11 protein-coding genes and 2 tRNA genes are annotated in these 12,433 nt (G+C 34.9%); 11 read left to right on the top strand and 2 right to left on the bottom strand.

The window, feature by feature from the left end; all coding sequences use genetic code 11:
- Positions 1-7 precede the first annotated feature (7 nt).
- The 6 genes from pyrE (at position 8) to ACZLXV_RS04760 (ending at position 6,455) form a co-directional block, all read left to right on the top strand.
- Positions 8-685 (top strand): orotate phosphoribosyltransferase, encoded by a 678-nt coding sequence (pyrE, locus tag ACZLXV_RS04785; protein WP_022224394.1) that lies wholly within the window; start codon positions 8-10, stop codon positions 683-685.
- Between the two features lie 180 nt (positions 686-865).
- Positions 866-1,018: a hypothetical protein gene (locus tag ACZLXV_RS04780; protein WP_022224395.1), complete on the top strand. Its 153-nt coding sequence runs from the start codon at positions 866-868 to the stop codon at positions 1,016-1,018.
- Positions 1,018-1,983, top strand: a complete 966-nt coding sequence (gene fliB, locus ACZLXV_RS04775) for a flagellin lysine-N-methylase (protein ID WP_482382661.1) — start codon at positions 1,018-1,020, stop codon at positions 1,981-1,983. Before ACZLXV_RS04780 ends, fliB begins: the two co-directional genes overlap by 1 nt.
- Positions 1,984-2,243: 260 nt before the next feature.
- Positions 2,244-3,173, top strand: a complete 930-nt coding sequence (locus ACZLXV_RS04770) for a hypothetical protein (protein ID WP_482382660.1) — start codon at positions 2,244-2,246, stop codon at positions 3,171-3,173.
- Between the two features lie 146 nt (positions 3,174-3,319).
- Positions 3,320-4,630: a right-handed parallel beta-helix repeat-containing protein gene (locus tag ACZLXV_RS04765; protein ID WP_482382659.1), complete on the top strand. Its 1,311-nt coding sequence runs from the start codon at positions 3,320-3,322 to the stop codon at positions 4,628-4,630.
- The gene (locus tag ACZLXV_RS04760) at positions 4,602-6,455 is read left to right on the top strand and encodes a right-handed parallel beta-helix repeat-containing protein (protein ID WP_482382658.1); all 1,854 of its coding nucleotides are present in this window, start codon (positions 4,602-4,604) and stop codon (positions 6,453-6,455) included. Before ACZLXV_RS04765 ends, ACZLXV_RS04760 begins: the two co-directional genes overlap by 29 nt.
- Positions 6,456-6,520: 65 nt before the next feature.
- On the opposite strand, the gene ACZLXV_RS04755 is transcribed toward ACZLXV_RS04760, so the two are convergent.
- A complete protein-coding gene (locus ACZLXV_RS04755; protein WP_482382657.1) occupies positions 6,521-7,849 on the bottom strand; it encodes a hemolysin family protein in 1,329 nt (442 codons plus the stop codon).
- A gap of 252 nt (positions 7,850-8,101) precedes the next feature.
- Here ACZLXV_RS04755 and ACZLXV_RS04750 point away from each other — a divergent pair, with 252 nt between their 5' ends.
- The 5 genes from ACZLXV_RS04750 to ACZLXV_RS04730 all read left to right on the top strand — a co-directional run bounded on the left by ACZLXV_RS04750 (position 8,102) and on the right by ACZLXV_RS04730 (position 10,642).
- A complete protein-coding gene (locus ACZLXV_RS04750) occupies positions 8,102-8,692 on the top strand; it encodes a zinc dependent phospholipase C family protein (protein ID WP_482382656.1) in 591 nt (196 codons plus the stop codon).
- A 211-nt stretch (positions 8,693-8,903) separates the two neighbouring features.
- Positions 8,904-8,975, top strand: a tRNA-Gln gene (locus tag ACZLXV_RS04745).
- A 66-nt stretch (positions 8,976-9,041) separates the two neighbouring features.
- Positions 9,042-9,113: transfer RNA gene (locus ACZLXV_RS04740), tRNA-Gln, on the top strand.
- Between the two features lie 77 nt (positions 9,114-9,190).
- Positions 9,191-9,637: a GatB/YqeY domain-containing protein gene (locus ACZLXV_RS04735; RefSeq protein ID WP_367334700.1), complete on the top strand. Its 447-nt coding sequence runs from the start codon at positions 9,191-9,193 to the stop codon at positions 9,635-9,637.
- A 54-nt stretch (positions 9,638-9,691) separates the two neighbouring features.
- Positions 9,692-10,642 (top strand): glycosyltransferase family 2 protein, encoded by a 951-nt coding sequence (locus ACZLXV_RS04730; RefSeq protein WP_482382655.1) that lies wholly within the window; start codon positions 9,692-9,694, stop codon positions 10,640-10,642.
- A gap of 86 nt (positions 10,643-10,728) precedes the next feature.
- Here the strand turns inward: ACZLXV_RS04730 and ACZLXV_RS04725 are convergent, their stop codons facing one another.
- Complete coding sequence (locus ACZLXV_RS04725) at positions 10,729-12,360, bottom strand: ABC-F family ATP-binding cassette domain-containing protein (protein ID WP_022224404.1); 1,632 nt, start codon at positions 12,358-12,360, stop codon at positions 10,729-10,731.
- Between the last annotated feature and the right edge of the window lie 73 nt (positions 12,361-12,433).

The following is a 12,433-nucleotide window of genomic DNA, read 5'->3' as shown; positions in this document are numbered from 1 at the left end:
TTTGATTATGGAGAGTTACAAGAAAGAGTTTATCGAGTTTATGGTTGAGAGTGACGTCTTAAAGTTTGGAGAGTTTACTCTTAAGAGCGGAAGAAAATCACCATTTTTTATGAATGCAGGAGCATATGTGACAGGTTCACAGCTTAAAAGACTTGGAGAGTATTACGCAAAAGCCATACATGAGCATTATGGTGATGATTTTGATGTATTATTCGGACCTGCATACAAGGGAATACCTCTTAGCGTAACAACAGCTATTGCATACAGTGAGTTATACGGAAAAGAAATAAGATACTGTTCTAACCGCAAAGAGGTTAAAGACCACGGAGATACAGGTATCCTACTTGGAAGCAAGATTAAAGACGGAGACAAAGTTGTGATCATTGAGGATGTTACAACATCAGGAAAATCTATAGAAGAGACTTTTCCTATTATAAAAGCACAGGGTGATGTAGAGATAAAAGGTCTTATGGTTTCTTTAAACAGAATGGAGAGAGGACTTACAACAAATGCAAGTGCTCTTGATGAAATTCAGTCAAAATATGGCTTTGGTGCAAATGCAATCGTTACAATGGAAGATGTTGTCGAGTGCCTTTATAACAAAGAGTGCCAGGGAAAGATTCTTATTGACGATAAACTTAAAGAAGCAATAGATGCGTATTATGAGCAGTACGGTGTAAAATAAAAAATGATTTTGCATGGATTAACTTTTATTGCGGCTTGCACTAAAGATATAAATGTTAACAACAATTGTAAATACATCGATTTTTTATCGGTGTATTTACTGATTTAAAAATAAATTATAGGATTGTTATTACAATATAATATTACAATAATTATAAATAGGATTGAGATGGAGGTTTGTATGGGAGAAAAAGTATATAAAACAATGAAATCCGTAGGTTCATTTAATCTTGTTATGGGGATATTGCTTATAATATCAGGAATTACAACCGGAGTATTATTTATAGCAAAGGGAGCAAGACTTCTAAAAGATAAATCGGAGCTGATGTTCTAATGAAAGTATATGTATTTGGAGCATATAAAGATTTTAAATGCATAGCAGGAGATTGTATGGCAACATGCTGTAGCGGCTGGAAAATCGTTGTAGATAAAGAAGCATACAAGAGATTTAAGAATATGGAAAATTCCACATTGAGGGAAGATATATTATCGAATATCGTAGAAAATAACGGCGTATGTTCATTTAAAAATAAAAACAACGGTGATTGTGCGATGCTTGATAGTGACGGATTGTGCAGAATACAGAGAAATTCTGATGAGAAAACACTTTGCAACACATGCCGCAAATATCCAAGGTTATCATTTAAAAGAGAGAATATTATGCTGCTTTCAATGGCTGCCTCATGTCCTGTTGTAATAAACTATCTCTGTAAATATGACTACAGTAATATCTGGTATGAGATGTCAGATGACAAAAAAATGCATACTATAGCATTTGATGAAATTCCGGAATTATCATATGAAGTTAAAAAATTAAATGAATTATTTACAAAAATCAGGGAAAAATATTCAAAAAAAAGTGACAAATTATGTGAATTATTTTATGATTTTGCGGATATTGCCGTAGATATGATTATAAAATGTAATGACTGCATATATATAGACGGAAGCTTGGATATTTATGAATCGCAGATGGATGAAAATTCATTTAGTAAAAAATATGATAAGTTTATTCATGAATATGAAAAAAGACTGATAAAATTTGAGAAAAATTACAGTTTGTACCGATTATTAACAGCCGGATACGAGAATAACAATCAAAGTTTAAGTGAAAGATTGTACCAGATAACAGGAGAAATTATTATGAACAGGGTTATTTTGTTTAGCATGGCACAGTCTGAAGACAATGATTTTAGTCTGGATATTGTTCAATCTGTACATTGGGTATATAAGGCAGCCATACATGGAAAGATAAGTGCAGGCATAATGCACAAAAAAGTCTTAGAAAAATTAGCATAATGACGAAAAATAAAATAGAGTGTCTTGGAATACGAGAAAAGTGTCGCTGTGAGAGTGACATTTTTTTTGTTTTGTAGAAAAAAGATGTAAAAATTTGTGAATAACAGAGAAAGATATAAGTGTGTCTAAAATATGTCATAAAAAGCTTTACATGTAGGAGAAAAATATTTATGATTACAAATACGGGAGTTAAATTGAAAAAAATGAAATAGAGAGGGTAAAAATGATGGGTAGAGAAATAAAACGATTGGAGAAGATGAATGAAAATAGCTTTTTGGAGCAACGGTGGGAACAATATGTGTGTCACATCAAATATGGCATGCATTACATCGATAATTTCTTTAAAAAACGCAGGCATGAAGAGGGAGATTTTACTTGAAAATCATTTTAACAAGGAAAGAGGACTTGAAAAAGTTCTGATTCAGAAGGATAAAATAGATTTTTTAAGGGAAACAGGTGGATATTATGTAAAGTATGGGTTGGAGTATATACTAAAGAGGATATTTATTGGGGAAACACATGAGGAGATAATTAAGAGCTCAACAATAAATCTATTGTTATCAAATATGTTTTTATTACCATCAGGAATGGTTTTTAATAAAGAGGTATTTAATTACGATTTCAGTCTTGTTCACAACGAATTATTTGAAATGCTGGAAAAAGCCGGAGATTATGTGTTTATTGATACTGAATCAAATCAGAATCTTAGTACAAAACAGATTTTATATGATGCAGATATTGTCGTGGTGAACCTGTCTCAAAATTCTAAAAATATATATGATTTTTTTGAGAACTACACATCCCTTAGAGAAAAAGCGGTATATATTGTAGGAAAATATCAGCCGGAGAAAAGATGGAACAGGAAAAAGATATGCTATGAGTTTAATATTCCAAGAAACAAAATAGGCGTGATACCGTATAATTCAGAATTTAGTGAAGCACTTGAATATGGAAAATTACAATATTTTTTGAATTATAATTTTACAGGTCCTGTGAGAATGGAAAATGAATACTTTATGAGACAGTGTAAAAAGAGTGCAAATATTGTACTGAATATGATAAGTGAGGTGAAAAAGAAAAAGGAGAGACAGCAAAGACAGATATATATAGATGATATATGCAAGAGCGGTATTAGCGAATTTGGGATGAGACCTGAGTATTCAAGACAAAAAATAAATTCATATAAATAACCCTGAAAGTATGTTATAATATTTGTAGAGGCATAGAGTTTAGGAGCGTTAGAAAGTTCTGTGAATAAAGCCATGCATGAATAAATGGCGAAGGCAGGCGGAATATATAAAATATATGTTCAATCTGCTTTACAAGGAGGATTGCTATGGAAAACGGGGGGAATTTTGAGTTTTTAAATCATTTAAAGAAACGTCAGAGTGAGTTGGAGAGAATAAATCATCCAATGATACGATATGAGGATTCTTTCAGATATTTATATGTTTTTGGTCTTGGCGTCATGGCACTTGGCAACATGAAAGCTATGATGGAACTTCAGAATTATTTTGACGAAATACTTGATAAGCTGTGTATTTCAAAGAAAAACATGGAACAGGTAATAATAGACATAAATAATTATTTTGATTTCAGATTGACAGAATGTATTGATAAATTAAAAGAAAAAGAAGTACAGTATTGTTTTATACTTGATTTATATAAAATGTATCAGTTGACACTGTGGTCACAGGACTATTGTGAGAAGATACTTGACTATTATCAGCAGATATTTAGATTTTCTGATATAGAGAGAAAGTTTTTTGAGGGATTTAGTGACTGCTCATCAAAAAAAGATGTTGACAGAGCGACAGAAATGTACACTGCATTCAGAAAAAAAGGATATGAAATCAGGTATTCGATACTTACATATTTTTTCCCGGAATTTATATTGGAAGAAGAATATGGAGATATTGTCGTAAAAGCGGGAAAGACATTTGTGATAGACAAACCTGTTACCGTAAATGGAGACATAGAAGTTGAACGTGGAGGTTCGCTTTTAATGAGCGGCGGCATCCTGAAAATATATGGCCGGATAAAGGTAAATGGAGGAAGAATAAGACTATATAATACAAGAGTAAGAGTTTTAAAAAACGATTATGAGTATTTTATGCAGATTGACAATGCAGCGATAGTGCAGATTTCAGATTCATTTATCGACTGCGGTCAGTTTAGCGGAGTTATGAAGCAGACATCGGGACGTCTTATATTGACAGATACGATAGTAAGCAATGCTGCGGGCAACAGGTCGGTGTCGTTTTATGGCAGGTCGGCAGTTATAACGAGATGTCGTTTTATCAATTGTGATTGTGGGGCGGTATCATTATATAACAGAGCAAGGGTAGAGATAAAAAATTGTGAGTTTATAAAATGTATCGCCGAGTATGGAGCTGCTTTGTATTCCGAATCTATCGGCAATGTGGAATGTGAGGATTGCGTGTTTGACGAATGTAATGCAAAATATCTCGGAGCAGCAATATATTTTAAGTATCAAAAGTTTGGACAGTTTATTAAAAACTGCATATGCAGGGAATGCAATCCAAATGAAAACCAGATATTTAATGTTTATGATGATGACTTTGAAATTCAGCGAATTGAAAAAAGGGGGACGGCTGATGATATTAGATATATTAACCAAGTTTAATTGCAGGCGGAAGATATTTCTTACGCCGGAGCACCCGTTTTGTTCATACAGCACAGAATTTAAAGTTATGTACACATCGGCAGTTACCATGCAGGCAAAACTCAACAGAAATATTAGGCCATTGAACAATTTTGAGCTGGAACGCCTTATGAAGTATGGCCTTAAAATGAACGCAGGGGATATAGCATGGGCGCTTAGAAATCTGAATGAACATGAAACTGTCGTTGAATATATTTTAGACAATTTAAAGACAGGTGAGGAAAAGATAATTTTCCTGATGGATTTAGTGAATGTGGCAATGGCAGATAATTTTATATCTCCTGAGGAGAATGAATTTGCATTAAAATTTGCACTGAAACTCGGTGTTTCAGAGAATATTTACGAATTGGTAAAAAAATACATTGTATGTGCTTTTGAAGATAATGTGAAAGAATGCTTTGAACTTGCCAAGATAATAAAGAATTTATATCCTAAAATTGAACTTATTGATCTTAAGTATTTTGCACTTCAGATTTATGAATCAGTTGAGTGTACACAGAGAGAGATAAACGAAAAGAAGGAAGTAAGAATAACAGACAGGTGTCAAATATATGATGACATTGTTCTTGCAAGGGGAACAAAGCTTGTGTTTGATCATGCACTTGTCCGAATTTATGGAAATATACTGCTTGACGGCGGCACACTTGAAATTATAAACAGTAAATTTATAAGAAAAAGTGACAGTCACAGGGCATGCATAAATGTTAAGGATGATTACAGCAGGGTGATTGTGGAAAAATGTGAGGCAGACTGCAGAAATTACGGAATGTTTATCAGAGCCGAAGCAGGAGAAGTTAGTGTTAAAGATTCTAATATATACCATACCACAAGAGGTGCTGCGATACGTTTCTGGGGAAAAAGACTTGATATAGAAAGATGCAGCTTCAGCCGCTGTTATTCTCCGGAAGACGGAGGTGCAGTTATGGCACGCGGAGGTGACGGCAGTATAAGAGACTGCAGGTTTACGGATTGTGAAGCAAGACGTGGCGGTGCGGTATTTGCGACTGACAGCATAAAGTTAAATAAATGCCACTTTACCAACTGCAATGTAGCTGAATATGGTGCGGCAGTATTTTACTCGGGGATTGCTACAGAGGAAAACAGTGGCTTTGAGTATGTTGCATGTCATCCTACGGGGGCAGAGTTTGTTCAGGTTATTTCAAAGCGTGGTGAAATGAAAGTTTCCGATGAAATGTTTTTGAACAAATCTACGATAATTGACTGTCCTGTTTATGTAGAGACAAAAGGAGCTTTGAATATTTTAAATGCGTCACTGTATCTCAATTATCCTATAAGATGTGCGGGCAGTATAAAAATGAAAAATGCAAGAATTATCTGCAATTATCTTCAGGAATCAGACATGCTTTATCTTGAAAATGCAAAACAATGTGAGATATTAAACAGTGAGTTTGACGGAGCACTTAAGACAGGCGGTATAAATGTCAAGGGTACAAAGATAATATTAAAAAATTCCATGTTTAGAAACATGAATGGAGGAAGAGCAGTGTTTAATGCGTATCGTCCGCAGATAAAAGAATGTATCTTTAATTTCTGTCAGGATGGTGCAATATATACACAAGGCGGTGAAATAGAGAAATGTGTATTTGTCAACTGCAGAGGCAAGTCAGGTGCAGGAGTGTTGATGTATGGCAGAAGCGGACTTGTGAGACGTTGCAATTTTAAGAGATGCATAGCTGAGAGTGGTGGAGGTGCCGTTGACAGGCAGGTTGGTCAGAATATAGAAAAATGCCTGTTTGAGGATTGCAGACCCCAGAATATATCCTGAGATTTGAATTCAGATGGTATTATCAAAGAATTTGAGTTCATATATTGTGAAAAAAGAAGCACAGCCTATATAGCATGTGCTTCTTTATCGTTATCATTTATATCATCATCATCTTCAGGTTTTTGGAGAAGATGAAGTTTTACTTTATCAATATGATTTTTGGCGGCTTCAAGAACCGTATATTCAGCATAATCATCCGAAACAGTTTCGCCGGCATCAGGAAAATGATCCAAAAGATTTATAATGTGTCCTGCGATGGAATCATAGTCTTCAGATTCGATTTTAATTCCGAGTTCCTCATCAATGTCATCAAGTTTAGCGACACCTAAAAGAATGTAATCACCGTCATCAGTTTTGGTGATATCATCTTCTTCGTTGGCATCGTATTCGTCCCTTATCTCACCTACAATTTCTTCTATCAGATCCTCTATTGTAAGTATGCCGGATGTAGAGCCATATTCATCCAGGACTATTGCCATAGGAATGGATGCTTCTTTCATTTCAAAGAAAAGTTCAGAGATTTTTTTATATTCATAGGTAAAATATGCTTCACGCATTACGTCAGAAATCTTGAAATCCTTTTTGTCCCCCTGATAAAAGAAGATATCCTTGAGGTTTATAATTCCAACTACATTATCCCTGCTGTCGTCATAAACAGGCATACGTGTAAATTTTTCTTTTGAGTAGCTTTCGATAAGCTCATCATATGTCAGACTAAGCTCAACAAATTCTACATCCATTTTGGGAACCATCACATCTTTTGCAAGAGAATCACCAAAATCAACAACATTTGTAATCATTTGGCGTTCTTCGCTTTCGATAACTCCCTCTTTATGGCTTACATCAACAATAGTCCTAAGTTCGTTTTCTGTAATTGCCGGCTGCTTTGTAATATCAATATGAAAAATCTTTAAGAGCAGCTTGGAAAATTTATCAAATATATAAGCAAATGGTCCTAATATAACTGTAAGCGTATAAATTGGTTTAGAATAAATAAGTGACATTTTGTCTGCATTCATAGTCGCTATTGATTTGGGAAGAATTTCTCCAAAAATAATAACAAGTATGGTGATTATACCTGTAGCTGCACCGGTAATCAGGCTCGTAGCATTTGAAAAACCGGATTTTTTTGCCAGGTTTATGGCAAAAGTTGTAGCAAGAGAAGATGCCGAAAGATTGACGATGTTATTTCCTATTAAAATGGAACTAAGCATCTTTGTCTGGTTGCTGATTAGCTTTAAAACTAATGCAGCTTTTTTGTTGCCTTCATCTGCCATAGATTTTAAACGCATTTTGTTTACGGTTGTAAGACATGTTTCCGCAGAAGAAAAGAATGCAGAAAACAACAACAGTATAAATAAAATCAATAGTTTCGAGGCGTCACTTGAATCCAAATAAATCAACTCCAATCAATAAATTATTTTATATGTATAAACACTCAATATTTTAACGTTATATTATGCTGTTGTCAAGTCAAACGCGATTTTGAATGAGTTTATATAATTATGGAAAATTGTGGAACTTATATAAAAAGTTCAGAAAAATTGTCAGAAAACTATTGCAAAAATTACAAAGGTGTTATACAATGTAGTTACAAATTAAGACAGCGATGTCAATCGTGTATATGTCACAGTGAGGAGGATGATATGCGAAAGAAATCCCATATTTCATTGGCGTGGTACTTGATGAACAATGAAGGTATGGAGTCAGTTAAACATCATAAAGGAGCATTCTATATTGGAAGTATATTACCGGATTGTATTCCTTCATTTTTAGTAAGGAAACATACTATTGAGGATTCCTTTGATGTACTTGAGAAAGAAATCAGTAAACTGGTATCACATTTTGACCCGATTAGAGGTCTTGATAGTTATACATGCAGACATTTAGGAGTGATTACACATTATGTTGCTGATTACTTTACCTTTCCACACAATCAGAATTTCCCCGGAAATTTAAAAGATCATTGTATCTATGAAGAAGAACTTAAAAAAGAACTTCGCAAATATGTAAGAAAGCCGGAAGTAGAAAGAGGAAGATTGAGTGAATCGGTTCATACACCTGAAGCAATTCTTAGTTTTGTTCAAAGAATGCATCAGATTTATATGCGTATGCAAAGCGGAGTGAAGCGTGATTGTGAATATATTATAGAGCTTTGTCATACTGTTGTTGATGCGTTACTTATATTATTTGAGGAACTTACAAAGCAGTTGCACTTATCTTTAGTATCACTTTAGAGTTTGGATTATGGAAGACGGCAAGTTTTATGAGGGCGGAGCCGTACGACGCGACGATAGATTGAAAAGTATCTGATACGAGAAAAAAGAAGTATCAGATACTTTTTTAGTGCATATTAAAATTTTTTGAAAAAAATTTAAAAAAACACTTGCATTTTAAAAGAAGATGTTATATACTAAGCAAGTGCTCAGCGAGAGAGCAAAAAAATGATGGGCTATCGCCAAACGGTAAGGCACTGGACTCTGACTCCAGCATTTCAAGGTTCGAATCCTTGTAGCCCAGTTTATCAGATATTATATCAATATTTGATATATAAGTTCAGTGAAAAACTGGCACAATTAAATATAGTGGGCTATCGCCAAACGGTAAGGCACTGGACTCTGACTCCAGCATTTCAAGGTTCGAATCCTTGTAGCCCAGTTTAAAGGTCGTAGAATTTTCATTGGATTGTTCTGCGATTTTTGCTTTTATGAAAAAAATTATAGGAGGAATATACAATGAATAAAGTAGATTTTATAAGAGGCGAAATGATGGCTGCAATGAAAGCAAGAGATAAAGAAAGAAAAGCGGTATTATCAAGCCTTCTTACGGCACTGAAAAATTTTCAGATAGATAAAAGAGAAGAGATAACAGATGCAGAAGGTGACCAAATTATATTAAAGCTTATCAAGCAGACTAAAGAAACTTTGGAGATGACACCTGCTGACAGAACAGACGTTATTGAAGAGTGCAATTATACAATCAAGGTATTAGAGGAATATGCACCAAAGATGATGGACGAGGCAGAGATTAAGACTGTGATTGAGAGTGTTCTGGCAGAACTTGAAATTACTGAACCTACGGCAAAAGATAAGGGAAAAATTATGAAAGTCCTCATGCCGAAAGTTAAGGGGAAAGCAGACGGAAAGCTCGTAAATCAGGTGCTTGGCGGTATGTTTAAGTAATCAATGATGTAATTTAGAAAATAATAAAGTAAATAAGGATAGGGAATTGACAATATGAAAAAAATAATATGGCTTGTAATTCCGTGCTATAATGAGCAGGAAGTTCTGCCTGAAACATCAAAACAGCTTAAAAGTATTATGACCGGATTAGTAAAAAGTGGGAAAATAAGCGATAAAAGTAAGATTGCTTTTGTAAATGATGGTTCTAAGGACAATACATGGAATATGATAATGGACTTGCATGAATCTGATCCAATATTCACAGGTATAAACCTTGCTCATAATAAAGGGCATCAGAATGCACTGCTTGCCGGTCTTATGACTGCAAAGGATTATGCGGATGCGGCTATCTCACTCGATGCCGATTTGCAGGATGACGTTGGAGTTATTGAACAGTTTATCGACAAGTTTAATGAGGGTAAGGATGTCGTTTATGGAGTTCGTTCCACAAGAGCTACAGATACAGTATTTAAGAGAAGCACTGCACATGCATTTTATAAGCTTATGAAGTTTATGGGTGCCGATACATTGCAGGATCATGCAGATTATCGTCTTATGAGCAAAAGAGCGTTAGAGGGACTTGCGAAGTATAAGGAAGTTAATCTTTTCCTCAGAGGAATAGTTCCTATGATTGGATATGAGACAGATGTCGTATACTATGAGAGACACGAAAGATTTGCGGGAGAGTCAAAGTATCCTTTAAAGAAGATGCTTTCTTTTGCGATAGACGGAATAACATCATGCAGTGTCAAACCTATAAGAATGATAACAACATTAGGTACATTAGTATTTACGGTTAGTATTGTTATGCTCATATATTTTCTTGTAGTGTGGGCTTTGGGTCATACTGTTCAGGGCTGGACTACAATAGTTATATCGTTATGGGGAATAGGCGGACTTATTCTTTTGTCACTTGGAATTATTGGTGAATATATCGGAAAAATATATATGGAAGTGAAGGAAAGACCACGCTTCATTATTGAAAATATTCTCTACAAAGAATAGTTATTTCATGTAAACCTAAAAATAAACATAAAAAACAGAGAGTTAAAAGGAAACTCTCTGTTTTTGGTTTAACGGATAAGAAGAAATTAATCTTCATCATCGCTCTGTACAGATAAAATCTGTCTCTTTCTTGCCATTTCATCACTTTCGAGATACTCATCATATGTTGTGAGCTTATCGATAAGTCCGCCGGGAGTTATCTCCATAATACGGTTTGCGATAGTCTGTATAAACTGGTGATCCTGTGAAGTAAAGAGGATAACACCAGGGAATTTTATAAGTCCGTTGTTGAGTGCAGTGATTGATTCCATGTCAAGGTGAGCTGTAGGTTCATCAATTACAAGAACATTTGAACCAAGAATCATCATTTTTGAGAGCATAACACGAACTCTCTCTCCTCCGGAAAGTACATTGACTTTCTTTACACCGTCTTCACCAGGAAAGAGCATACGTCCGAGGAAACCTCTTACATAAGTAGGATCTTTTTCAGGAGAGAAAGGCATAAGCCAGTCAACGATAGTTTCGTCTCTGTCAAAAAGCTCTGTATTATCTTTAGGGAAGTAAGAAAAGCTTGTTGTTACGCCCCATTTAAATGTACCCTCGTCGGGTTCCATTTCGCCTGTAAGTATTTGGAAAAGAGTAGTTGCAGCGATAGTGTTGCTTCCGACAAACGCAACTTTATCTTCTCTGTTTATTACGAATGAAATGTCATCAAGAACTTTAACTCCGTCTATGGTTTTTGATATATGTTCAACAGTAAGGACTTCATTACCGATTTCCCTGTCAGGTCTGAAATCAATGTATGGATATTTACGGCTTGAAGGTTTCATTTCGTCAAGCTGGATTTTTTCAAGTGCGTGTTTACGGGATGTAGCCTGTTTTGATTTAGAAGCGTTTGCACTAAATCTCTGAATGAAGTTTTGAAGTTCTTTAATTTTTTCTTCTTTCTTTTTGTTGGCTTCTTTCATCTGTTTAATCATTAACTGGCTTGACTCGTACCAAAAGTCATAGTTGCCGGCATAAAGCTGGATTTTAGCATAATCTATATCAGCAATATGTGTGCAGACTTTGTTGAGGAAGTAACGGTCATGTGAAACAACAATAACAGTATTGTCGAAGTTTATAAGGAATTCCTCGAGCCAGTCGATGGCATCAAGATCCAAATGGTTTGTAGGCTCATCAAGCAGAAGAATATCAGGATTTCCAAAAAGTGCCTGGGCAAGTAAAACCTTGACTTTATCACTGTCAGGAAGTTCACTCATTTTTTTATAGTGAATGTCAGTAGGAAGTCCGAGACCGTTTAAGAGTGTTGCGGCATCGGATTCAGCATTCCAGCCGTCCATATTTGCAAATTCTTCTTCAAGTTTTCCGGCTTTGATTCCATCCTCCTCAGAAAAATCTTCTTTAGCATATATCTCATCTTTTTCTTTCATTATCTGGTAAAGACGTTCATTACCCATAATGACTGTATCAAGAACAACAAATTCATTGTATTTGAAGTGGTCCTGTTTTAAGAATGAAAGCCTTTGACCCGGTGTTATAATAACTTCACCTTTACTTGGTTCAATTTCACCTGTGAGGATTTTTAAAAATGTTGACTTTCCGGCACCGTTTGCACCGATAAGACCATAGCAGTTTCCCTCTGTAAATTTAATGTTTACATCTTCAAAAAGTGCCTTTTTTCCAAGGCGCAGTGTTATATTGCTGGCTTGTATCATTTAAATGTTTCCTTTCTTAAATCATTAACTATACAACTCTTTCTATTTTACAGAAAAATGGCTAATTTGCAAG

This window comes from Butyribacter sp. (assembly GCF_056818865.1).
Note: the sequence above shows the minus strand (reverse complement) of the source record. Positions and strands in the feature narration are given on the sequence as shown.

Excerpts from the sequence above, each read along its gene's own strand:
- fliB (WP_482382661.1), top strand. The coding sequence starts at position 1,018 with ATGAAAGTATATGTATTTGGAGCATATAAAGATTTTAAATGCATAGCA.
- pyrE (WP_022224394.1), top strand. The coding sequence starts at position 8 with ATGGAGAGTTACAAGAAAGAGTTTATCGAGTTTATGGTTGAGAGTGAC.
- ACZLXV_RS04750 (WP_482382656.1), top strand. The coding sequence starts at position 8,102 with ATGCGAAAGAAATCCCATATTTCATTGGCGTGGTACTTGATGAACAAT.
- ACZLXV_RS04735 (WP_367334700.1), top strand. The coding sequence starts at position 9,191 with ATGAATAAAGTAGATTTTATAAGAGGCGAAATGATGGCTGCAATGAAA.
- ACZLXV_RS04780 (WP_022224395.1), top strand. The coding sequence starts at position 866 with ATGGGAGAAAAAGTATATAAAACAATGAAATCCGTAGGTTCATTTAAT.
- ACZLXV_RS04730 (WP_482382655.1), top strand. The coding sequence starts at position 9,692 with ATGAAAAAAATAATATGGCTTGTAATTCCGTGCTATAATGAGCAGGAA.
- ACZLXV_RS04765 (WP_482382659.1), top strand. The coding sequence starts at position 3,320 with ATGGAAAACGGGGGGAATTTTGAGTTTTTAAATCATTTAAAGAAACGT.
- ACZLXV_RS04725 (WP_022224404.1), bottom strand. The coding sequence starts at position 12,360 with ATGATACAAGCCAGCAATATAACACTGCGCCTTGGAAAAAAGGCACTT.
- ACZLXV_RS04760 (WP_482382658.1), top strand. The coding sequence starts at position 4,602 with ATGATATTAGATATATTAACCAAGTTTAATTGCAGGCGGAAGATATTT.
- ACZLXV_RS04770 (WP_482382660.1), top strand. The coding sequence starts at position 2,244 with ATGAAAATAGCTTTTTGGAGCAACGGTGGGAACAATATGTGTGTCACA.